Origin of the sequence: Pseudonocardia sp., from assembly GCF_050250275.1 — a bacterium.
Lineage (GTDB): Bacteria > Actinomycetota > Actinomycetes > Mycobacteriales > Pseudonocardiaceae > Pseudonocardia.
The window spans coordinates 33,167-54,722 of sequence record NZ_JBFWOY010000034.1 but is presented as its reverse complement, the minus strand read 5'-3'; the positions used below and the strand labels follow the sequence as shown (position 1 = coordinate 54,722).

Here is a 21,556-nt window from a genome sequence, read left to right as displayed (position 1 = left end):
CGGGCCCGGTCCCGGCCAGTCCGTGACCGGCCGTGTGTCACCAGTTGGACGGCTCGTAGTCCTTCAGGAAGCAGCCGTGCAGGTCCTCGCCCGCCTCGCCGCGGACGATCGGGTCGTACACCCGGGCCGCACCGTCGACGAGGTCGAGCGGGGCGTGGAAGCCCTCCTGTGCGAGCCGCAGCCGCATCGGGTGGGGCCGCTCGTCGGTGATCCACCCGGTGTCGACGGCCGTCATCAGGATCCCGTCGGTCTCCAGCATCTCCGTCGACGACGTGCGCGTGAGCATGTTCAGCGCCGCCTTCGACATGTTGGTGTGGGGGTGGCCGGGGCCCTTGTAGGCGCGGTGGAACTGCCCCTCCATCGCGCTCACGTTGACGACGTAGGTGCGCCGCGCGGGCGAGGCCGCCAGCGCCGGCCGCAACCGCGAGATCAGGATGAACGGTGCCGTCTGGTTGCACAGCTGGACCTCGAGCAGCTCCAGCGGGTCGACGTCCTCGACGGGCTGGGTCCAGCTGTTGACGTGCGCGGTGTCGGGCAGCAGGCCGCCCGCGTCGATCGAGACGATGCCGGCCTCGACCCGCTCGGGGTCGGCGCTGCCCGCGGTGAGCGCGAGCTCGGTGAGCGCGTGCGGCGAGAGCGCCGCCGACTCCAGCGTGGCCGGGCGCAGCGCCCCGGTGAGCGCAGCGGGGTGGGCCGCCGACACGTCGCCGAAGCGCACGACCTCGGGGACCGTCCCGGCGGGCAGCGCCTCGTGTTCGGCGGCGACGAGCGCGGAGTAGGAGCCGGGGGAGCGGCGCACCGTCTGCGCCGCGTTGTTGATCAGGACGTCGAGGTGCCCGCGGGCGGCGACGTCGTCGGCGAGGCGCACGACCTGTGCCGGGTCGCGCAGGTCGATGCCGACGATCCGCAGCCGGTGCAGCCAGTCGGCGCTGTCGGGCATCGCGGCGAACCGGCGGGCCGCGTCGTGGGGGAACCGGGTGGTGATCGTCGTCTCCGCGCCGTCGCGCAGCAGCCGCAGCGCGATGTACATGCCGATCTTGGCGCGCCCGCCGGTGAGCAGCGCCCGGCGGCCGGTGAGGTCGGTGCGGGCGTCGCGGCGGGAGCGGTTGAGCGCGGCGCAGGGCGGGCAGAGCTGGTGGTAGAACGCGTCGACGAGGGTGTAGCGCTGCTTGCAGGTGTAGCAGGACCGGGCGCGCTGCAGGGTGCCCGCGGTGGCGCCCGGCGTGGCCGACACCAGCGGGACGCCGCGGGTCTCGTCGTCGATGCGGCCGGGGGCGCCGGTGGCGGTGGCCTCGGTGACGGCCCGGTCGGCCTCGGTGACGGCGTCGCGCTTGGCCTTGCGCCTGCGCTGGCGCACCGACTTCCAGATGCCTGCGGTGGCGCGCCGGATCGTGACGGCGTCGGGGTGTTCGGTGGGCAGCGCGTCGACCTGGGCGAGCACGCGCAGGCAGACGGCGAGCTCCTCGGGGTCGAGGCCCTCGACGAGCGGTGGGGTGTCGGTGGATGCGGTCACGGCAGGCTCAGGCGAACTCTTCGAGGGCCTTGCGGGCCTGTTCCAGCTCGGCCTCCAGCGCGGCGACGCGGGCCTCGCGCTCGGTGCGCGCGGCGGCGACGACCTCCTCGATGGGCCCGGCGAGGTCGGCGTGCAGCTCGGCGGCCGCGCGCGTCACCGCGGTGGCGGTGACGGGCAGCGCGCGGGCGACCCAGTCGGTGCCGCGCTTGAGATCGGCCTGCCACTCGCCGTCGGCGCTGCCGCTGACGGTGAGCGTCAGCTCGATCAGGCGGGTGCGCCGGGCCGCGGAGGCGGATCCCTTCGGACGGCCACGACGCCGTGGCGCAGCCGCCTCGGCACCCGCCTCGGCGGAACCGGGGGTGGCCGTCGGGCTCTCGGGCCGGGGGTCGTCAGGGGTCGTCACGTGCACGCCTCTCGTGGTCGCTCCACCGAACAGGGTGATCGTAGAACGGCTGTTCGAATCGTCCGGATGCGGGTACGTGGCGTGGATCGCACGCCCGTGGGCCCACGGCGTCGTGCATTTATATCGACGCCCGATGTAAATTCGGGGTATGTCCGCACCTGCCGACGCCTGCCGCACCGGCGACGCCCCCGAGCTCACCCGCCTCGCGGCCACACTGGAGCAGGTCAGCAGCTGGGTACGCCGGTCGAGCCCGCCCGCCGAGTGGAACCTCGTCGCCCTCTCCACCCTCGACTCCCTCGACCGCTCCGGCCCACAACGGGTCTCGGACCTGGTCGCCCGCGAGTCGATCTCGCAGCCCGGCATGACCGGGCTCGTCGCCCGCCTCGCCACCGCCGGCCTCGTCACCCGTTCCCCAGACCCCACCGACGGCCGCGCCACCCTCGTCTCGCTCACCGATGCCGGTCGCGACTACATCCGCGAGCGCCACCGGCTGCGCGCCGAGACCGTCGTGACGCACCTGCGGGCGCTGTCCGCGGCGGAGCGCCGCGCCCTGCTGGCCGCCGTGCCCGCCCTCGGCCGGCTCGCCGACCAGGCCACCGAGCCCCCGCCGGAGTCCGAATGACCGCGCACCCCGCGGTCGTCGCCGGGGCGCTCCTGCTGCACACCGTCGCCCCCGCCCTCGACGCCGCCGACGCGGAGGCCGCCCGCGCCGCCGAGGACGCCGCCGCGCAGGAGGCCGTCACCGGGGTGCCCGCGGCGGCGGAAGCGGCCGTGCTCGCCGAAGAGGCCCTGACCAGGCGCAGCCGCGGGGACCACGCGGTCGGCGGGAGCAACCGGTGACCGCGGCGTCGTCGCAGCCGGGGGAGGAGCCGGAGGAGCTGCGGCCCGCTCCCGGCCACCGCCACCGGTTCGAGCTGGGCTGCGACGGCCCCTCGACGCTCGTCGTCGGCATCGACGGGTCGGACACGGGCTGGCGCGCCCTGTACTACGCGGTGGGGCAGGCCCGGCGGCAACGCAGCCGGGTCGTCGCGGTCCACGCGGAGCGGCAGACGCCGTTGATGGCGACACCGACGATGGTCCCGATCGTCGACGGCGAGGCCGACGAGGCGTTCCGCCGGTCGCTGGCCGCGACCGTCGCGGAGCTGGGGGAGGAGTTCGGCGTCGCGACGGAGCTCGTCGTCCGCGTCGCCGACCCCGTGGTCGCGCTGCTGCAGGTCGCCGAGCAGGTGCGGGCGGACGCGATCGTCGTCGGTGCCAGCGTGCAGGCCGGGCACCGGCTGTTCGGCTCGGTGGCCGTCAGGACGGTGAAGGCGGGTCAGCGCCCGGTCACCGTCGTCCCGTAGCGCCGGTGGCGCCCCGGGCCGTCGGCCACGCCGCGCTGACCGGAGCCCGACGTGTCACCAGTGCGGCTCCGCTGCGCTGACGACACGTCCGACGGTGGGGCGGCGGCCCGGGCTGTGGCGGGACCGCGACGGTCAGGTCGGAGGCGTGGCCGGGGAACCGGTGCTGGGGGCCGCGCCGGGGGTGGCCCGCTGCGCGCGGCGGCGCATCAGCGCCGGGACCCCGAACACCAGGACCGCGGTGACGCACATCGCCGCCAGCTCCGCCGCACCCAGTCCCGGCCCGCCCAGCAGGACCGCCGCCACGAGCAGGCTCACCGCGAGGACCGCGGCGAGGGCGAGCTCGGGCGAGGGCACCGGTGGGCGACGGCGTCGGCGCTTTCCGCGCAACGCGTCGTCGAGGTCGGGGAACTGCACGACCAGTTGGCGTTCCAGCTGCTCGAGACGCTGCCGCTCCGCGGAGCTCAGCGGCGTCTCCGGTTCCGGGGGAGTCACACCTGCTGCTACCCCGTTCGGAGGCTGTTCACACCCGTTCGCCGACCATCCTCGGCAGCGCGGGTGCCGTCGTCGTACGGTCGGCGGACCGTCGCTGCCGACGATCACCGCGCAGACGATCACCGCCGGGGGGACCATGAGCACAGCCGTCGACGCCACACGGGTGGAGGAGGTGGCCGCGCAGGTCGTCACCGATCACGACCCGCGCCGCGTCCCGGTCCAGGAGTTCCTCGGCGCCTGCTTCGACGCGGGGCTCTCGTGGGTGCATTTCCCCGAGGGCCTGGGCGGGCTGGGGGTGTCGCGGGGGCTGCAGGCGTCGGCCGACGCGGTACTGCAGGCCGCGGGCGGGCCGGTCCCGTTCTGGCTCAACCCCATCGGCTACGGGATGGCCGCGCCCACGCTGTCCGAGCACGCCCGTTCCCCCGAGCTGGCCCGCTCCTGGCTGCGGCCGCTGGCCACGACCGAGGACATCTGGTGCCAGCTGTTCTCCGAGCCGGGCGCCGGGTCCGACCTCGCGGGCCTGGCGACCAGCGCGGTGCGCGACGGTGACAGCTGGGTCCTCAACGGCCAGAAGGTGTGGACGAGCCTCGCCCACCGCGCGAAGTGGGCCCTGCTGCTGGCCCGCACCGACCCCGACCAGCCCAAGCACAAGGGGCTGACCTACTTCGTGCTGGACATGCAGGCCGACGGGGTGCGGACGCGGCCGCTGCGCCAGATGACCGGGCAGGCCGAGTTCAACGAGGTCTTCCTCGAGGACGCCCGCATCCCCGACGAGCACCGGCTCGGCGCGGTCGGCGACGGGTGGCGCGTCGCGATGACGACGCTGATGAACGAGCGGTCGGCGATCGGGGCGGGCGGCGCGGAACGCGGGTCGGGGCCGATCGCCGACGCGCTGGCGCTGTGGGCGGACCGTCCGCACCGGCGCACGCCGGTGCTGCGCGACCGGCTGGCGGCGCTGTGGACGCGCGCGGAGGCGCAGCGGCTGACCGCCGCCCGGGCGCGGCGCACGGCCACCGCGGGCTCGCCCGGCCCCGAGGGCTCGGTGAGCAAGCTGGTGGCCGCCGAGCTCAACCAGGACGTCTACGAGTTCTGCATGGACCTGCTCGGGCCCGAGGGCACGCTGTACGGCTCCTACGAGGTGCGCCGCGAGGGCGGGCGCGACGCCGACTGGCGGGGCGCGGTGCAGCAGCGGTTCCTGCGGTCGCGGGCCAACACGATCGAGGGCGGCACGTCGGAGGTGCTGCGCAACGTCCTGGGCGAGCGGGTCCTGGGGCTGCCGGGTGACCTGCGCGCGGATGCGGGCAAGGCGTGGAAGGACGTGCCGCGTGGCTGACACCGTGACCGACGCCGAGGTGGGCGCCGCGCCCGCCGAGTTCGACGTCTCCGCCGAGCAGCAGGAGCTGCGTGCCGCGGTGCGGCGGTTCTGTGCCGTGCAGTCCGACTCCGCGGCGGTGCGCCGGCACATGGAGTCCGACACGGGTTTCGACGCGGCCGTCTGGTCCCGGCTGGGCCGCGAGCTCGGCGTGCTCGGGCTCGCGGTGCCGGAGGAGCTCGGTGGTGCCGGGGCCGGGATGGTCGAGCAGGCGATCGTCGCCGAGGAGCTGGGCGCGGCGCTGCTGTGCGGGCCGGTGGTGGGGACGATCGGGCTGGCGCTGCCGGCGCTGGTGGCGTCGTCGGCGGGGCCGTTGCGCGCGGAGCTGGTGCCGCCGCTGGTGGCGGGCGCCCGCACCGCGGCGCTGGCCGCGCCCGAACGGGCCGGGCTGTTCGATCCGCACGCCATCACCGTCGGCGCCGTGCACGCGGGCGAGGGCTGGGAGCTGACGGGGGTCGTGCCCCAGGTCGTCGACGCCGCGGGCGCCGACGTCCTGCTCGTCGCCGCCAGCGGGCCGGAGGGCATCGCGCTGTTCGCCGTGCCCGGTGGGATCGAGCAGGTCGAGACCGAGCCGCTGACGACGCTGGACCTGACGCGACGGCAGGCGACGCTGCGGATGCGGGAGGCACCCGCCCGGCTGCTCGCGGGCGCCGACGAGATCGACGGCGTCCTCGGCCACGCGTTCTACGCGGCGTCGGCGCTGCTCGCGGCCGAGCAGGTCGGCGGGGCGCAGCACATGCTGGACGTGACCGTCGCCCACGCGAAGGAGCGGCTGCAGTTCGGCCGCCCGATCGGCTCGTTCCAGGCGGTGAAGCACCGCCTCGCCGACATGCTCGTGCTCGTCGAGCACGCCCGCTCGACCGCGCAGCACGCCGCGTGGGCGTTGCAGACCGGCGGCGACGACCCGTTCCTCGCGACGAGCATCGCGCAGGCGACGTGCTCGGAGGCGTACTACCGGGTGGCCGCCGACGCGATCCAGCTGCACGGCGGCATCGGGTTCACCTGGGAGCACGATGCGCACCTGTACTTCAAGCGGGCGGTGACCGACGCGGCGCTGCTGGGCGGGGCGGAGATCCACCGCGACCGGATCGCGGCGGCGGTGCTCGACCACGTCCGCGCCACACCCGGGGTGCCGCCGGTGGCGGACGGCCGGGCATGACGGTGCTCCCGAACCGCGTCCTCGTGGCGAACCGTGGCGAGGTCGCGATCCGGATCCTGCGGACGTGCGCGGAGCTGGGCGTCGGGGCGGTGGTCGGCTTCTCCGCCGACGACGCCGACGCCCCGCACGTGCGCGCCGCCCCGGCCTCGGTGGCGCTGCCCGGCGAGGGCCCCGCGGCCTACCTCGACGTCGACGCGGTCGTCGCGGCGGCGCGCGAGTCCGGCTGCGACACGGTGCACCCCGGCTACGGCTTCCTGTCGGAGAACCCCGCGCTCGCGCGGGCCTGCGCCGACGCCGCGCTGACGTTCGTCGGCCCGTCCGCGGAGGCGCTGGAACGCTTCGGGGACAAGACCCGCGCCCGGGAGGTCGCGGTCGCGGCAGGAATCCCGGTCCCGGAGGGCACCGACGGCCCGGTCGACCTCGACGGCGCCGCCGCGTTCCTCGACGCCCTGGGTGAGGGCGCCGCCGTGGTGCTCAAGGCCGTCTCGGGCGGCGGTGGGCGGGGGATCCGGCCGGTGCGCGACCGCGCCTCGCTGCCCGCGGCGTACGCGTCGGCGGCCCGGGAGGCGGCCGCGGCCACCGGCGGGGGCGGGGTGTACGTCGAACGGCTCGTCGCCGACGCCCGCCACGTCGAGGTGCAGGTCGCGGGCGACGGGGAGCGTGCGGTCGCGCTGGGCGACCGCGACTGCAGCGTGCAGCGCCGCCACCAGAAGCTCGTCGAGATCGCGCCCGCCCCCGGCCTGTCCGACGCCGTCCGCGAGCGGCTCGCCGCCGCCGCGGAGGCGATCGTCGGCAGCGGCTACCGCGGACTGGGGACGGTCGAGTTCCTCGTGTCCGGTTCCGCCGTCGCCTTCCTGGAGGTCAACCCGCGGCTGCAGGTCGAGCACCCGGTCACCGAGGAGGTCAGTGGCCTCGACCTGGTCGCGACCGGGCTGCGGCTGGCCGCCGGCGCGACCCTCGCCGAGCTGGGCCTCGGCGAGCGGCCGCCCGCGCCGCGCGGCACCGCGATCCAGCTGCGTGTCACCACCGAGACGGTCACGCCCGACGGCCTGTACCCGGCCGCGGGGACGATCACCGAGCTGGCGCTGCCGTCGGGACGCGGGGTGCGTGTGGACGCTGCCGCCCACCCCGGCTACGCCACGAACCCGCGCTTCGACCCGTTGCTGGCCAAGGTGATCGCGCACGGCGCCGACCTCGGTGCCGCGCTCGCCGTGGCTCGCCGGGCGCTCGCGGAGACGGTCGTCGGGGGCGTGGACACCACCGTCGGCCTGCTGCGCGCGGTGCTCGACGACCCGGACTGGGTGCCGGGGGAGTCGGGCACGGACTTCCTGGACACACACCTGCCGGCACTCGCCGCGGTGGCGGGCGCGTCGGCACCGTCCGCGGTGGCGGGCGCATCGGCACCGTCCGCGGTGGCGGGCGCATCGGCACCGTCCGCGGCGGCAGCCGGGCCGGGGCTGCCGCGACCGGCGGTCGACGGCGCGCTCACCGTCACCGTGCCCACGACCGGCACCGTCGTCACCGTCGACGTCGGTGAGGGTGACGAGGTCGCCGCGGGCGCCACGCTGCTGGTGCTCGAGGCGATGAAGATGGAACACCCCGTCGTCGCGCCCACGGCGGGTGTCGTCCGGCGCGTCGACCTCGCCGTCGGCGACACCCCGCCCGCAGGCGCCGCGGCGGTGCACCTCGAGGAACGCGCGGCCGCGGGTGGTGTGGCCGCCGAGGCCGCGGACCTCGATCCCGGTCACATCCGCGACGACCTCGACCAGGTGCTGCGCCGCCGGGCGGTCGGCCTCGACGCCGCCCGCCCCGACGCCGTCGCCCGACGCCGCGGCGCGGGGCGGCGCACCGCCCGGGAGAACCTCGACGACCTCGTCGACCCCGGCACCTTCGTCGAGTACGGCGCGCTCGCGATCGCGGCGCAACGCCGCCGCCGCACCGTCGACGACCTCGTCGAACGTACCCCGGCCGACGGTCTCGTCGCCGGGACCGCGGACGTCGGCGGCCACCAGGTCGTGGTGATGTCCTACGACTACACCGTCCTCGCCGGCACGCAGGGCGCCCACAACCACAAGAAGAAGGACCGGCTCTTCGAGCTGGCCGAGCAGCGGATGCTGCCGCTGGTGGTGTTCTGCGAGGGTGGGGGTGGGCGGCCCGGCGACACCGACGGCAGCTGGGTGTCGATGCTCGACGTGCCCGCGTTCCACCTGTTCGGCCGGCTGTCGGGGCGGGTGCCGCTGGTCGGGATCGTGTCCGGTTACTGCTTCGCGGGCAACGCCGCGCTCGCCGGCTGCTGCGACGTCGTCATCGCCACCGAGGACGCGAACCTCGGCATGGGCGGCCCGGCGATGATCGAGGGCGGCGGGCTGGGGGTGGTCGAGCCGGGCGAGATCGGGCCGATGCGCGACCAGGTGCCCAACGGCGTCGTCGACGTCCTGGTCGCCGACGAGGCCGAGGCCGTCGACGTCGCCCGCCGCTACCTGTCGTACTTCCAGGGCCCGCGCGAGGTCTGGGAGGCGCCGGACCAGCGGCTGTTGCGGCACGTCGTGCCGGAGAACCGGGTGCGGGTCTACGACGTGCGCGCGGTGGTCGAGGGCCTGGCCGACATCGGGTCGGTGCTGGAGCTGCGCCACGGGTTCGCCGCCGGGATGGTCACCGCGCTCGTGCGGGTCGAGGGCCGCCCGATGGGGCTGCTGGCCAACGACCCGACCCACCTGGGCGGGGCGATCGACCGTGACGGCGCCGACAAGGCCGCCCGCTTCCTGCAGCTGTGCGACGCGTTCGGGCTCCCGGTCGTCTCGCTCGTCGACACGCCGGGGTTCATGGTCGGGCCGGAGTCGGAGCGCACGGCGACGGTGCGGCACTTCTCGCGGATGTTCGTCGTCGGCGCGAACGTCGACGTCCCGATCGGGATGGTCGTGGTGCGCAAGTGCTACGGCCTCGGTGGGCAGTCGATGGGCGGCGGCTCGACGAAGGCGCCGCAGTTCTGCGTCGCGTGGCCGACCGGTGAGTTCGGGGGTATGGGGCTGGAGGGTGCGGTGCGCCTGGGCTTCCGCAAGGAGCTGGCGGCGGTGGCGGACCCGGTGGAGCGGGACGCGTTGTACCGCAAGCTCGTCGCGGAGATGTACGAGCAGGGCAAGGCGACCAACACCGCGAGCGTGTTCGAGATCGACGACGTCATCGACCCGGTCGAGACGCGGCGCTGGATCGTCGAGGGCTTCCGCGGTTATGTGCCGCAGCACATGGGTGCGCGTCGCCCGAACGTCGACACCTGGTGAGCCGGGCGTCGGGCGGCCCGGCGCCGGTCGGGCCGCGCGGCGCGCCGGCCGGGTGGGTGGCACGGTGTGCGGATGCGATCGCTGTTGTTGTCGAGGCGGGATCTCGACTTCCTGCTCAACGACTGGTTACAGGTCGAGAAGCTGACGTCGCGACCCCGCTTCGCCGCCCACGACCGTGACACCTTCGCCGCTGTGCTCGACCTGGCCGAGGAGGTCGCCACCGAGCACTTCGCCCCGCACCGCAAGCTCTCCGACGCCCACGAGCCGGTGTTCGACGGCGAGCGCGTCCACCTGCCCGCGGAGGTCGGTGAGGCCCTGCGGGTGCTCGCCGGCACCGGGATGATCGGTGCGGCGATGGACGAGTCGGTCGGCGGGATGCAGCTGCCGCAGGTCGTCGCGCAGGCCTGTTTCCTGTGGCTGCACGCCGCCAACGTCGGCACCGCCGCGTATCCGTTCCTGACCGTCGCCAACGCGAACCTGCTGCTCGCGCACGGTTCGCCCGAGCAGGTCGACACGTGGGTGCGGCCCATGGTGGAGGGTCGCTTCACCGGGACGATGTGCCTGTCCGAGCCGCAGGCCGGGTCGTCGCTGTCCGACGTCACCACCCGCGCCGAGGCCCGTCCCGACGGCACGTACCGGGTGACCGGCACGAAGATGTGGATCTCCGGCGGGGACCACGAGCTGTCGGAGAACATCGTCCACCTCGTGCTGGCCCGCATCCCCGGCTCGCCGCCCGGGGTCAGGGGCATCTCGCTGTTCGTCGTGCCGCGGTTCCTGATGGCCGCCGACGGCGCGGTCGGGGAGCGCAACGACGTCGTCCTCGCCGGGCTCAACCACAAGATGGGCTACCGCGGCACCGTCAACACGCTGCTGAACTTCGGGGAGGGCCGGTTCACCACCGGCGGGGAGCCGGGTGCCGTCGGCTACCTGGTGGGGGAGCCGGGACAGGGGCTCGCCCAGATGTTCCACATGATGAACGAGGCCCGGGTCGGGGTGGGGGGCGGCGCGACCGCGCTCGGCTACGCGGGCTACCTGCACGCGCTCGACTACGCACGGACCCGTCCGCAGGGCCGCCTGCCGGGGGCGAAGGACCCGTCGGCGCCGCAGGTCCCGCTCGTCGCGCACGCCGATGTGAAGCGGATGCTGCTGGCGTCGAAGTGCTATGTGGAGGGCGCGCTCGCGCTGGTCCTCTACTGCGCGCGGCTGCTCGACGAGGAACGCACCGCCGCCGACGTGGGCGACCGCGAGCGGGCCCACCTGCTGCTGGAGGTGCTGACGCCGGTCGCGAAGAGCTGGCCGGCGCAGTGGTGCCTGGCCGCGAACGACCTCGCCATCCAGGTCCACGGCGGCTACGGCTACACCCGCGAGTACGACGTCGAGCAGCTCTACCGCGACAACCGGCTCAACGCCATCCACGAGGGCACCCACGGCATCCAGGCCATCGACCTGTTGGGGCGCAAGGTCGTCATGCAGGGCGGCGCCGGGCTGACGCTGCTGGTCGAGACGATCCGGGCCGCGACGGCGCGGGCCGCGGACGTGGACGGGACCGCGGGGGAGCTCGCGGCGGCCCTCGACGCCGCGGTGGCGCGGGTCGTCGGTGTCACCGCGACGCTCTGGGCGGCGGGCGACCCGGCGGTGTCACTGGCGAACGCGTCGGTCTACCTGGAGACGGTCGGGCACGTCGTCGTCGGCTGGATGTGGCTGGAGCAGCTGCTCGCCGCGGGGGACCGGCCGGGCGAGCTGTACGACGGCAAGCGCGCCGCCGCCCGCTTCTACCTGCGCCACGAGCTCCCGCGCACGGGCCCGTGGCTGGACCTGCTGGCGAGCGTGGACCGCACCACCGTCGACATGAAGGACGAGTGGTTCTGAGAGGCGGCGTCGAGGTCGCGCTCCACCCGGTCGAGCGCCGTGCGGATCGTCTCGCGGTAGCCGGCGGTGGCCTCGTCGTCGGGGAGGTCGCCCATCCGCGCCCGGGCGGCCTCGACGTGCTCGCGGGCCCGCCCGTGATCGCCGAGGCGGCGCAGCACGTCGGCCAGGTTGAGGTGCAGCGACGGGTAGAACCCGGCGATGCGCAGCGACGGGTGGTGGGCCTGGGCGCTGTCGTCGCTCGCGCCGGCGGCCGCCGCGAGCGCCCGCTCGTCCCACAGCAGCTCGGCGTGCGGGTCGGGCTGCACGTCGGCCGCGTAGTGGGCGAGCACGCAGCGGTGGAACGGGTCGCCGTCGGGGCCGGTGAGCTCGTCCCACAGCGCGTCGAACTCCGCGGCGGCGGCCTCGACGTCGCCCCGGCGCGACCGTTCGACCGCTGCGGTGATGCGGTCCATGACCGGCGCGGCACCCGTCGGTGAGGTCGGCGCGGCTGTCTCGTCCATGCACCGGACGTTAGCGGTGGGTACCGACAGGAATCAGCGCTCCCGCGCGAGCTGCTGCGTGATCACGGTCTGCAGGTGTGTGAGCCCGGGCGTGCCCAGCCCGGCGATCTGTGACTCCAGCTGCCGCAGCAGGTGCGGGTCGTGCACGCCGGACTCGCTCGACTGCAGCAGCACCGTGCCGGCGCCGGTGAAGTCGAACTGGCGTTCCTCCCCGGAGTTCGTGCCGAAGAACCCCATGGCCGACTGCAGGAAGCCGGTCATCCAGGTCGCGTCGTAGTGGTGCGACGGCGAGGGGCAGTCGGCCCAGCCGACGAGCGCCTGCGGGTCGACCCGGATCGGCGGTTCGGCGAAGATCACCGGCCCGGAGCTGGACGCGAGGAACTTGCCGGTGCCGATCAGGGTGAGGAAGCCGGGCACGATCGACTGCTTGAGCTCCAGGGTCTCGTCGAAGGCCAGCAGGTTCGACGCCCGCAGCGTCAGGTTGCCCTCGTCGAGGTCGTAGCTGTTGATGTCGTAGCCGCGGTCGCCCAGGATCAGGTGCCCGGCGCCCGTCGCGACCACCCAGTCGCGGGTGTAGAGCGGCGCGGAGAAGCGCGTCGCGACCATGCCGCCGATGCTCGCCGACGACAGCGGCTCGAACCGGATCGGCTGCCCGCCGGGGCCGGGGTAGTAGGCGATCATCCGGCCGGTCTGCATGAACAGCCGGCCGTCGAGGCGCACGCAGTAGGCGTAGTGGTTGCCGGGGACGTTGTCGTTGTCGGGCAACGTGTCGGGCGAGAGAGGCGTGATCACGGAGAACCTCAGATCTTCTGCTCGGACGCCTGGACGAAGACGGTGCCGTGGCCGGTGAGCTTGAGCTGGACGGCCTCGCCGGAGCCGCGGCCGACGGCGTCGCGCCAGCTCGCGTTGAGCGAGATGTCGGCGGTCACCTGGCCGACGTGCGCGACGAAGGCCTGGGGGTCGACGGTCGTGGTGACGCCGGGGCGGACGTCGAGGGCGATCGTGCCGCCGTGGGAGAGGACCGCGGCGGCGCCGACGCCGTGCAGCTGGGTGGTGAACAGGCCCTGCCCGCTGACGGCGCCACGGACGGCTCCGCGGATTCCGCCCTGCGAGCCGAGGAACACCACGGCGGACTGCAGGTGGGCGTCGTGGGCGACGAGCCGGTCGGCCTCCACGGTGAGCGGGCCGGACCCGTCGAGCTCGACGACGGTGACGTGCAGCCCGCGGTGTCCGTAGTAGACGGTGCCGGTGCCCTGGGCGACCATCATCGGCACCTGCTCGCCCGCCATCATGCGTCCGGCCATGCCGCCGAGCCCGCCCGCTCCGGCGTGCACGGGGGCGAACCCGACGGAGCCGGTGTAGGCGAGCATCGCGCCGCGGCGGGCGAGGACCTCGCGGCCGGGGGCGACGTCGGCGGCGACGACCTTGTGGTTGATCTCGGTGAAGCCCACGGTCAGCGCTCCTCGGGCTGGATGTAGACGACGCCCTTGCCGTCGAAGCGCAGGGAGAACGCCTCGCCGGAGCTCTCCCCGACGAGGTTGCGCCAGGACACGTCGGTGACGAAGGTCTGGTCGAGCTGTCCCCGGCTCGCGATGAACGCGTCGGGGTCGACGACCAGGGGGTACTGCGGGGAGACCTCCAGGGCGATCGGCGGGCCGCCTGCCGAGAGCAGGGCGACGGTGCCGTGGCCGGACACGGTCGTCGTGAAGAGTCCCTGCCCGGAGGTGGCGCCGCGCAGTCCGGAGAAGGCGACGTCGGTGGACAGGCCGTCGGACAGGGCGAGCAGGCGTTCGGACTCGGCCCGCAGGGTGTCGCCGCCGAGCTCGACGACCAGGACCTCCATGGCGTCCTTGGCGAAGCGGACGACGCCGGTGCCGCTGCACTGCATCAGGGAGATGGACTCGCCGGTGGCGCGGCGTTTGAGCGCGGCGCGCAGGCCGTCGCCGCCACCCATGCCGGCGTTCTTGAAGCTGACCTCGCCGTCGTAGGCGATCATCGATCCGGTCGCCGCGCGGACGGAGCCGCCGCGCAGGTCGACCTCCAGGATGCGGGTGCCGTGGAGCCGGAAGGGCTGCATGCCCGCGATCCTGGCATGGCCGTCCGGTTCGTCGCGGACGTCCCGCTCCGTGGCGCCGACCCGGGTGTTCTGTGAGGCCCGACACCGGCGGAAACGGACCAATCGCATCGCTTGCTTATGCATTTTTTCTTAGTGTAAAGCAACTAAATGTACGTGACGTAGGAGTTGGTGACACGTGGCGCCTGCACGGTCGACGGTGCGGGAGAACGATCCCGGAGCCGCGGGAACAACGACAGGACACGACGAACCCGATCCCCGCTACAAGTGGATCGCGCTGTCCAACACGACACTCGGCCTGCTGATGGCGACGATCAACTCCTCGATCGTCCTCATCGCGCTGCCGGACATCTTCCGGGGGATCGGCATCGACCCCCTCGGACCCGGCAACACCAGCTACCTGCTGTGGATGATCATGGGTTTCCTGGTCGTCACCGCGGTGCTGGTCGTCGGCTTCGGCCGCCTCGGCGACATGTACGGCCGCGCCAGGATGTACAACCTCGGCTTCGCCGTCTTCACCATCTCGTCGATCTTCCTGGCGGTGACCTGGCAGCACGGCGACGCCGCCGCCTGGTGGCTGATCATCTGGCGCATCATCCAGGGCGTCGGCGGCGCGTTCCTGATGGCCAACTCGAGCGCGATCCTCACCGACGCCTTCCCCGTCCGCCAGCGCGGCATGGCGCTGGGCATCAGCGGTGTCGCCGCCATCGCGGGCTCCTTCCTCGGCCTGGTCATCGGCGGCCTGCTCGGCCCGGTGAACTGGCACCTCGTCTTCCTCGTGTCCGTGCCCTTCGGCGTCTTCGGCACGATCTGGGCCTACCTCAAGCTGCGCGACACCGGCGAGCGCAGGCGCGCCAAGATGGACTGGTGGGGCAACGCGACCTTCGCGGTCGGCCTCATCGCGGTCCTCGTCGGCATCACCTACGGCATCCAGCCCTACGGCGGCCACACCATGGGCTGGACCAGCCCGCTCGTGCTGAGCTGCATCATCGGCGGCGTCGTCGTCCTGATCGCCTTCGGCGTCATCGAGACCCGCGTCGCCGTGCCGCTGTTCGAGCTGTCCCTGTTCACGAACCGGGCATTCACCCTCGGCAACATCGCGAACCTGCTCGCCTCGCTCGGCCGCGGCGGGCTGCAGTTCATGCTGATCATCTGGCTGCAGGGCATCTGGCTGCCCCAGCACGGGTACAGCTTCGAGGAGACGCCGCTGTGGGCGGGCATCTACATGCTCCCGCTGACGATCGGCTTCCTCGTCGCCGCGCCGCTGTCGGGCATCCTGTCCGACCGCTGGGGGACCCGCTGGTTCACCAGCGGCGGCATGGTCGTCTCGGCGGCGACGTTCCTGCTGCTGGAGCTGCTGCCCGTCGACTTCGACTACTGGGCCTTCGCCGCACTGCTGCTGGTCAACGGCGTCGGCATGGGCCTGTTCGCCTCGCCCAACCGCGCCGAGATCATGAACAGCCTGCCCGCGGGCTCCCGCGGCGCGGGCGCCGGCATGACCGCCACGTTCCAGAACTCGGCGATGGTGCTCTCGATCGGCCTGTTCTTCAGCCTCATGATCGCGGGCCTGTCGACGAACCTGCCCGGCGTCATGCAGTCCGGTCTGCTCGAGCACGGTGTCCCGGCCGCCGACGCGTCGACCATCGCGAACCTGCCGCCCGTCGGAGTGCTGTTCGCCGCGTTCCTCGGCTACAACCCGATCCAGCAGCTGCTCGGCAACGTCCTCGACAGCATCCCGCCGGACCAGGCGGCGTTCCTCACCGGGCGCAGCTTCTTCCCGAACCTCATCTCGCAGCCGTTCTCCGACGGCCTCGCCGCCGCCTTCCTGTTCGCCGTCATCGCCTGCCTCGTCGCCGCCGTGGCGTCGTTCTTCACCGGCAGCCGGCGCGCGACCGGGGCCCGGCACGACCAGGCCCTGGGCCGCGAGACCGTCGGCGCCGAGCTCGCCGCGACGGCGGGCGAGGCCGTCGGCGGCCCCAGCGAGATCGTCGACGGGGCCCGGCCGGCGGCCCGCGGGCCCGTCCCGGCCGGTGAGCTGGTCGGCCGGGTGCTCGCCGCCTACGGCACCGAGCTCGGCGACGGCGTCGTCGTCGTCACCGCGGGCGACGGCAGCCAGGTCGGGCGCGCGGTCGTCGCACCCGACGGCAGCTACGCCCTGAGCGGGCTGGCGCCCGGCACCTACACCGTCGTCGCGACCGCACCCGGGTTCCAGGCCGACGCCGTCGCGGTCACGCTCAACGGCAGCGGCGTCGAACGTGACTTCAGCCTGCAGGGCGGCGGGTCGGTCCGCGGCGTCGTCCGCCCGGTGCCGGCGGGCGAGCCCGCGACGGTGCTGGCCACCGACTCGGCCGGGCGCGTCGTCGGCCGGGCCACCACGGCGGCCGACGGCACCTTCGCCCTCGCCGGGCTGCCGGCGGGGGAGACCACGCTCACCGCGAGCCTGCCCGGGCGTCGGCCCCGGGCGGCGACGGTCCGGGTCGGCACGGGCGCCCCGGTGGTCGTGGACCTCGAGCTGGCCGACGCCCTCACCCGCCTCGGCGGTGTCGTCACCGGACCCGGCGGCGCCCCGCTCGCCGGGGCGACCGTGACGGTGACCGACGACCACGGCCACGTCGTCGCGGCCGTCGTGAGCGGCCCCGGCGGTGGGTACGAGGTCCAGGGTCTGCGCCCGGGCCAGTACACGGTCACGGCGTCGTTCGGGGGTCCGGCGGCGCAGCGCGTCGACCTCGCCGGTGACGGCCCCGCCCATCTCGACCTGCGGCTCGGCGCCACGCCGGCCGCGGCCGGCTGAGGCGCGGGCCATGACCGTGGTGCCGTCGACGAGGCCGGCCACCACCTCGCCCGGCCGGGAGACCGTCGCCGAGCTCGCCGGGCGGCTGCGCATCGCGCTGAGCAGGCTCGGCCACGCGCTGCGGGCCCCCGACGACCAGGAAGGTCTCACGCCCACCCGGATCGCGACGCTGTCGATCCTCGAGACCGCGGGTCCGCTGCGGGTGGGTGCGCTGGCCGAGCGGATCGGGATCAGCCCACCGACGATGACCCGGCTCGTCGACTGCCTCGGCGAGCTGGACATGGTCCGCCGCGACCCCGATCCCGACGACCACCGGGCCACCCGGGTCAGTCTCTCCGCGCACGGGGCGGCGCTTCTCGTGGGGCTGCGGCACCGGGGCACCGGGATGCTCGCCGAGCAGATCGCCGCCCTCGACGCCGACGCCCTCACCACGCTGGGCGATGCGGTCCCGCTGCTGGAACGTCTCGCCGAGTCGATGCTCCCGCACCAGCGGACACCCCGCGCGCAACCTCACTGCTCCGGACCGGCCTGCGGGCGACCGTGAGGTTGCGCGCGGGGTGGAGGTTGCGCGCGGGGTGTCCGCGTCGCACGCCGTGACCGTGGCGCGGGGCGGTCGCGTCCGACGTCACAGTCAACGCTGACTGTTCGACTGCTAACGTCGGGCGCGGCGGCGTGGCGGACGCCGCCGACACGCTGAGCAGTAGGAGGCTGACGTGCGCGATGCGGTGATCGTCGAGGCGGTGCGGACCCCGGTCGGCAAGCGCAACGGAGGGCTGTCGGGCGTGCACCCGGCCGACCTGTCGGCCCACGTGCTGAGGTCGCTCGCCGCGCGTTCCGGCCTCGACCCCGCGGTCGTCGACGACGTCGTCTGGGGCTGTGTCTCCCAGACCGGCGAGCAGACGTTCGACATCGCCCGCACCGCGGTCCTGTCGGCCGGCTGGCCCGAGACCGTGCCCGGGGTGACCGTCGACCGTCAGTGCGGTTCGAGCCAGCAGTCGGTCCACTTCGCGGCCGCCGGGCTGATCGCCGGGCAGTACGACGTCGTCGTCGCCGGTGGTGTCGAGTCGATGAGCCGGGTCCCGATGGGCTCCACCTTCGCCGACGCGAGCCCGTTCGGCGCCGACTTCGACGCCCGCTACGGCGGTGTGTTCCCGAACCAGGGCGTCGGCGCCGAGATGATCGCCGAGAGGTGGGGCCTGTCCCGCACCCAGGTCGACGAGTTCGCCCTGGTCAGCCACGACAAGGCCGCCACCGCGCAGGACGACGGCCGCTTCGAGGCCCAGATCGCGCCCGTCACCACGCCCGACGGCACCGTGGTCGCCGCCGACGAGGGCATCCGCCGCGGCGGCACCCTGGAGAAGCTCGGCCAGCTCAAGACCGTCTTCAAGGAAGACGGCGTCGTCACCGCGGGCAACGCCTCGCAGATCTCCGACGGCTCCGCCGCGCTGCTCATGACCACCTCGGAGAAGGCCGCCGAGCTGGGCCTGACCCCGATCGCCCGCGTCCACACCGCGGTCCTCGCCGCCGCCGACCCGGTGATCATGCTCACCGCGCCGATGCCGGCCACCGAGAAGGCGCTGAAGCGTTCCGGGCTCGCGCTCGACCAGATCGGCGTCTTCGAGGTCAACGAGGCGTTCGCGACGGTGCCGCTGGCCTGGCTCGCCGACATCGGCGCCGACCCCAAGACCCTCAACCCCAACGGCGGGGCCATCGCGCTCGGCCACCCCCTCGGCGGGTCCGGCGCCCGGATCATGACGACGATGGTCCACCACATGCGCGACAACGGGATCCGCTACGGCCTGCAGACCATGTGCGAGGGTGGCGGCCAGGCCAACGCCACGATCCTCGAGCTTCTCTGACGCCCGGCCCCTTCTGACGTATCGACCCGGAGGTAGGACACCCCCATGGACGTGAACGGTTCCGTAGCCCTGGTCACCGGCGGCGCGTCGGGCCTCGGCCTGGCCACCACCGAGACGCTGCTCGACGCGGGCGCGAAGGTCGTCATCCTCGACCTGCCCGGCTCGCCCGGCGAGCAGGTCGCCGAGAAGCTGGGCGACGCCGTCCGCTTCGCCCCGGCCGACGTCCGCGACGAGGCGGCCGTGTCCGCCGCGCTCGACGTCGCGGCCGAGCTGGGCACGCTGCGCGTCGCGGTCAACTGCGCGGGCATCGGCCCCGCGGCCAAGACCGTCGGCAAGAACGGCCCGTTCCCGCTCGACGTGTTCACCCGGGTCGTCGAGATCAACCTGATCGGCACGTTCAACGTCATCCGGCTCGCCGCTGAGCGCATGACGGCGGCCGACCCGGTCGACGGCGAGCGCGGCGTCATCATCAACACGGCCTCGGTCGCGGCGTTCGACGGCCAGATCGGGCAGGCGGCCTACTCCGCGTCGAAGGGCGGCATCGTCGGGCTGACGCTGCCGGTGGCCCGCGACCTGGCGAGCGCGATGATCCGGGTCGTGACGATCGCGCCCGGACTGTTCGACACACCGCTGCTCGCGAGCCTGCCCGAGGAGGCCCGCGACTCGCTGGGCAAGCAGGTCCCGCACCCGTCGCGGCTGGGATCGCCGTCCGAGTACGGTGCGCTGGCCGCGCACATCGTCGCCAACCCGATGCTCAACGGCGAGGTGATCCGCCTCGACGGCGCGATCCGGATGGCCCCCCGCTGACCTGCTCCCGCTGGTGACCCTGTTCTGCTGATCCCGGACCGAGGAGGACCGCGATGAGGCGCACCCTGTTCGAGGACGACCACGAGGCGTTCCGCGACTCGTTCCGCAAGTTCGTGCAGGCAGAGATCGTGCCGCACCACGACGAGTGGGAGCAGGCGGGCATCGTCCCGCGGGAGCTGTTCGCCACGGCCGGCCGCTCGGGCTTCCTGGGGATCGAGATCCCCGAGGAGTTCGGCGGCGGCGGGGTGCGCGACTTCCGGTTCAACGCGGTCATGGACGAGGAGCTCATGGGCTGCGGCGCCGCCGCGGCCGGGCTGGGCCTGTCGTTGCACAACGACATCTGCCTGCCCTACTTCATGGCCTACTGCAACGACGAGCAGCGGGCCCGCTGGCTGCCGGGCATCGCCTCGGGCGAGCTGATCACCGCGATCGCGATGACCGAGCCGGGCATCGGGTCGGACCTCGCGTCGATGACGACGACGGCGATCCGCGACGGCGACCACTACGTCGTCAACGGCGCCAAGACGTTCATCACCAACGGCATCAACTCCGACCTGGTGATCACCGCGGTGAAGACCGATCCGGCGGAGAAGCACAAGGGCATGTCGCTGGTCGTGCTCGAACGCGGCATGGAGGGCTTCGAGCGGGGCCGCAACCTCGACAAGCTGGGCCAGCACGCCCAGGACACCGCGGAGCTGTCGTTCACCGACGTCCGGGTGCCGGTGGCGAACCTGCTCGGCGAGCAGGAGGGGCAGGGCTTCGCCCAGCTCGTCGGCAACCTCCCGCAGGAGCGGCTCTCGATCGGGTACGCGGCAGTGGCGTCGGCCCGCTACGCCCTCGGCCTGACGCTGGAGTACGTCAAGGAGCGCAAGGCGTTCGGCACGCCGATCGGGTCGTTCCAGAACTCCCGGTTCGTGCTCGCCGAGCTCGACACCGAGATCGACATCGCCCAGCACTACGTCGACGCGTGCGTGCGCGCCCTCGACGCGGGCGAGCTGACCGCCGCCGACGCCAGCAAGGCGAAGTACTGGTGCACCGAGCTGCAGGGGCGCGTCGTCGACAGGTGCGTGCAGCTGTTCGGCGGCTACGGCTACATGACGGAGTACCCGATCGCGAGGGCGTTCGCCGACGCCCGCATCACCCGGATCTACGGTGGCACCACCGAGATCATGAAGGAAGTCATCGGGCGGTCGTTGGGCCTGTGACCCGTCCACCGCCCGATGTGCGCCCCGTGCCGGACCCCGCTGTGGCGGGGCCGGGCACGGGGCTGCGCACGCGCGCCCAGCGCGCCGAGGACGGGCGGGCCCGGATCCTCGACGCGGCGGTCGGGTGTCTGGGCGCGGAGGGCTATGCGGGGGCGTCGACGCTGGCGATCCAGGCGGCCGCCGGCGTGTCGCGCGGGCGGCTGCTGCACCACTTCCCGTCGCGGGACCTGCTGCTGGTCGCCGCGGCTCAGCACCTTGCGGCGCAACGGGTTCGCGACACCGAGGACAGGGTCCTCGCGCTCGTGGGCTCGGAGGTCCGCGGGGCCGAACGCATCGACCGGGTGGTGGTCGCGCTCTGGGCGTCCTTCCACGAGTCGCATTTCTGGGCGGCGCTGGAGCTGTGGACGGCCGCCCGCACCAACCCCGGGATCGCGGCCGCGCTGCTGCCGGAGGAGCGCCGGCTCGGCGCGGTGATCCGGGCGTCCATCGCCCGGATGGTGGGGGAGCCGTACTCGTCGCACCCGCGGTTCCGTCAGGTGCGTGACCTCCTGCTCACGAGCATGCGCGGCGCGGCCCTCACCTACGCGTTCGACAGCCGTGAGGCCGGCGCGGACCCGATGGTCGCGCAGTGGCAGGACATGGCCAGGACGCTGCTCTCGGCCTGAGCTCCCGACGTCACGCGTTCCTCGCGCACGGTCGGTGACGGCCCCGGTCGTTCTGTGGAGCAGCTCACTCGGATGGCTCTCCGGCTCTCCGGCTGCTTTAGTTAGCCTTCCCTTACGTCAGGAATGGCGAGCCTGGCCGGGTCGTCCCGGCCGGGTCCGGAAGGATGGCCCGGGGCCCCGGGACCGCCGTCGGCACGACCCCGGTACCGCGCCGGGGCGGAGGAAC

At 73.9% G+C, this 21,556-nt stretch carries 20 protein-coding genes; 13 read left to right on the top strand and 7 right to left on the bottom strand.

The window, feature by feature from the left end; translation table 11 throughout:
• Positions 1 to 37 precede the first annotated feature (37 nt).
• Both AB7F12_RS25940 and AB7F12_RS25935 read right to left on the bottom strand, forming a co-directional pair.
• A complete protein-coding gene (locus AB7F12_RS25940; protein WP_428499005.1) occupies positions 38 to 1,513 on the bottom strand; it encodes an SDR family NAD(P)-dependent oxidoreductase in 1,476 nt (491 codons plus the stop codon).
• Between the two features lie 7 nt (positions 1,514 to 1,520).
• Entirely contained in the window at positions 1,521 to 1,916 is a 396-nt protein-coding gene (locus AB7F12_RS25935) for a DUF6319 family protein (protein ID WP_428499004.1), read from the bottom strand.
• A gap of 148 nt (positions 1,917 to 2,064) precedes the next feature.
• On the opposite strand from AB7F12_RS25935, the gene AB7F12_RS25930 reads away from it, so the two are divergent.
• The 3 genes from AB7F12_RS25930 to AB7F12_RS25920 are packed head-to-tail and all read left to right on the top strand — an operon-like array spanning position 2,065 to position 3,259.
• A complete protein-coding gene (locus AB7F12_RS25930) occupies positions 2,065 to 2,538 on the top strand; it encodes a MarR family winged helix-turn-helix transcriptional regulator (RefSeq protein ID WP_428499003.1) in 474 nt (157 codons plus the stop codon).
• Complete coding sequence (locus AB7F12_RS25925) at positions 2,535 to 2,756, top strand: hypothetical protein (protein WP_428499002.1); 222 nt, start codon at positions 2,535 to 2,537, stop codon at positions 2,754 to 2,756. The genes AB7F12_RS25930 and AB7F12_RS25925 overlap by 4 nt, the downstream gene beginning before the upstream one ends.
• Complete coding sequence (locus AB7F12_RS25920) at positions 2,753 to 3,259, top strand: universal stress protein (RefSeq protein ID WP_428499001.1); 507 nt, start codon at positions 2,753 to 2,755, stop codon at positions 3,257 to 3,259. The genes AB7F12_RS25925 and AB7F12_RS25920 overlap by 4 nt, the downstream gene beginning before the upstream one ends.
• A 132-nt stretch (positions 3,260 to 3,391) precedes the next feature.
• On the opposite strand, the gene AB7F12_RS25915 is transcribed toward AB7F12_RS25920, so the two are convergent.
• Positions 3,392 to 3,751, bottom strand: a complete 360-nt coding sequence (locus tag AB7F12_RS25915) for a DUF3040 domain-containing protein (protein WP_428499000.1) — start codon at positions 3,749 to 3,751, stop codon at positions 3,392 to 3,394.
• A 136-nt stretch (positions 3,752 to 3,887) separates the two neighbouring features.
• On the opposite strand from AB7F12_RS25915, the gene AB7F12_RS25910 reads away from it, so the two are divergent.
• From AB7F12_RS25910 to AB7F12_RS25895, 4 genes are all read left to right on the top strand, one after another.
• Positions 3,888 to 5,084 (top strand): acyl-CoA dehydrogenase family protein, encoded by a 1,197-nt coding sequence (locus AB7F12_RS25910; RefSeq protein ID WP_428498999.1) that lies wholly within the window; start codon positions 3,888 to 3,890, stop codon positions 5,082 to 5,084.
• Positions 5,077 to 6,282: an acyl-CoA dehydrogenase family protein gene (locus tag AB7F12_RS25905; RefSeq protein WP_428498998.1), complete on the top strand. Its 1,206-nt coding sequence runs from the start codon at positions 5,077 to 5,079 to the stop codon at positions 6,280 to 6,282. The genes AB7F12_RS25910 and AB7F12_RS25905 overlap by 8 nt, the downstream gene beginning before the upstream one ends.
• On the top strand, positions 6,279 to 9,560 hold the full coding sequence (locus AB7F12_RS25900) for a carboxyl transferase domain-containing protein (RefSeq protein WP_428498997.1): 3,282 nt from the start codon (positions 6,279 to 6,281) through the stop codon (positions 9,558 to 9,560). Before AB7F12_RS25905 ends, AB7F12_RS25900 begins: the two co-directional genes overlap by 4 nt.
• Positions 9,561 to 9,632: 72 nt before the next feature.
• Positions 9,633 to 11,429: an acyl-CoA dehydrogenase gene (locus AB7F12_RS25895; RefSeq protein ID WP_428516908.1), complete on the top strand. Its 1,797-nt coding sequence runs from the start codon at positions 9,633 to 9,635 to the stop codon at positions 11,427 to 11,429.
• Here the strand turns inward: AB7F12_RS25895 and AB7F12_RS25890 are convergent.
• The 4 genes from AB7F12_RS25890 to AB7F12_RS25875 are packed head-to-tail and all read right to left on the bottom strand — an operon-like array spanning position 11,333 to position 14,006.
• A complete protein-coding gene (locus AB7F12_RS25890; RefSeq protein ID WP_428499663.1) occupies positions 11,333 to 11,929 on the bottom strand; it encodes a hypothetical protein in 597 nt (198 codons plus the stop codon). The genes AB7F12_RS25895 and AB7F12_RS25890 overlap by 97 nt on opposite strands.
• Positions 11,930 to 11,962: 33 nt before the next feature.
• Positions 11,963 to 12,721 carry an AIM24 family protein gene (locus AB7F12_RS25885; protein WP_428499664.1) on the bottom strand — a complete coding sequence of 253 codons (759 nt, stop codon included), beginning with the start codon at positions 12,719 to 12,721 and terminating at the stop codon, positions 11,963 to 11,965.
• Positions 12,722 to 12,729: 8 nt separating this feature from the next.
• Positions 12,730 to 13,380 carry an AIM24 family protein gene (locus AB7F12_RS25880; protein WP_428499665.1) on the bottom strand — a complete coding sequence of 217 codons (651 nt, stop codon included), beginning with the start codon at positions 13,378 to 13,380 and terminating at the stop codon, positions 12,730 to 12,732.
• Positions 13,381 to 13,382: 2 nt separating this feature from the next.
• The gene (locus AB7F12_RS25875) at positions 13,383 to 14,006 is read right to left on the bottom strand and encodes an AIM24 family protein (protein WP_428499666.1); all 624 of its coding nucleotides are present in this window, start codon (positions 14,004 to 14,006) and stop codon (positions 13,383 to 13,385) included.
• Between the two features lie 196 nt (positions 14,007 to 14,202).
• On the opposite strand from AB7F12_RS25875, the gene AB7F12_RS25870 reads away from it, so the two are divergent.
• The 6 genes from AB7F12_RS25870 (at position 14,203) to AB7F12_RS25845 (ending at position 21,330) form a co-directional block, all read left to right on the top strand.
• Entirely contained in the window at positions 14,203 to 16,794 is a 2,592-nt protein-coding gene (locus tag AB7F12_RS25870; RefSeq protein WP_428499691.1) for an MFS transporter, read from the top strand.
• Positions 16,795 to 16,804: 10 nt separating this feature from the next.
• The gene (locus AB7F12_RS25865) at positions 16,805 to 17,338 is read left to right on the top strand and encodes a MarR family winged helix-turn-helix transcriptional regulator (protein WP_428499667.1); all 534 of its coding nucleotides are present in this window, start codon (positions 16,805 to 16,807) and stop codon (positions 17,336 to 17,338) included.
• Between the two features lie 169 nt (positions 17,339 to 17,507).
• Complete coding sequence (locus AB7F12_RS25860) at positions 17,508 to 18,653, top strand: thiolase family protein (RefSeq protein ID WP_428499668.1); 1,146 nt, start codon at positions 17,508 to 17,510, stop codon at positions 18,651 to 18,653.
• Between the two features lie 45 nt (positions 18,654 to 18,698).
• Entirely contained in the window at positions 18,699 to 19,460 is a 762-nt protein-coding gene (locus AB7F12_RS25855) for a 3-hydroxyacyl-CoA dehydrogenase (RefSeq protein ID WP_428499669.1), read from the top strand.
• 53 nt (positions 19,461 to 19,513) lie between these two features.
• Positions 19,514 to 20,665 (top strand): acyl-CoA dehydrogenase family protein, encoded by a 1,152-nt coding sequence (locus AB7F12_RS25850; RefSeq protein WP_428499670.1) that lies wholly within the window; start codon positions 19,514 to 19,516, stop codon positions 20,663 to 20,665.
• A gap of 26 nt (positions 20,666 to 20,691) precedes the next feature.
• The gene (locus AB7F12_RS25845) at positions 20,692 to 21,330 is read left to right on the top strand and encodes a TetR/AcrR family transcriptional regulator (protein WP_428499671.1); all 639 of its coding nucleotides are present in this window, start codon (positions 20,692 to 20,694) and stop codon (positions 21,328 to 21,330) included.
• The last annotated feature ends 226 nt before the right edge of the window (positions 21,331 to 21,556 follow it).

Coding starts and splice junctions, on each gene's coding strand:
- AB7F12_RS25865 (WP_428499667.1), top strand. CDS start 16,805: ATGACCGTGGTGCCGTCGACGAGGCCGGCCACCACCTCGCCCGGCCGG.
- AB7F12_RS25850 (WP_428499670.1), top strand. CDS start 19,514: ATGAGGCGCACCCTGTTCGAGGACGACCACGAGGCGTTCCGCGACTCG.
- AB7F12_RS25875 (WP_428499666.1), bottom strand. CDS start 14,006: ATGCAGCCCTTCCGGCTCCACGGCACCCGCATCCTGGAGGTCGACCTG.
- AB7F12_RS25900 (WP_428498997.1), top strand. CDS start 6,279: ATGACGGTGCTCCCGAACCGCGTCCTCGTGGCGAACCGTGGCGAGGTC.
- AB7F12_RS25930 (WP_428499003.1), top strand. CDS start 2,065: ATGTCCGCACCTGCCGACGCCTGCCGCACCGGCGACGCCCCCGAGCTC.
- AB7F12_RS25890 (WP_428499663.1), bottom strand. CDS start 11,929: ATGGACGAGACAGCCGCGCCGACCTCACCGACGGGTGCCGCGCCGGTC.
- AB7F12_RS25910 (WP_428498999.1), top strand. CDS start 3,888: ATGAGCACAGCCGTCGACGCCACACGGGTGGAGGAGGTGGCCGCGCAG.
- AB7F12_RS25925 (WP_428499002.1), top strand. CDS start 2,535: ATGACCGCGCACCCCGCGGTCGTCGCCGGGGCGCTCCTGCTGCACACC.
- AB7F12_RS25855 (WP_428499669.1), top strand. CDS start 18,699: ATGGACGTGAACGGTTCCGTAGCCCTGGTCACCGGCGGCGCGTCGGGC.
- AB7F12_RS25895 (WP_428516908.1), top strand. CDS start 9,633: ATGCGATCGCTGTTGTTGTCGAGGCGGGATCTCGACTTCCTGCTCAAC.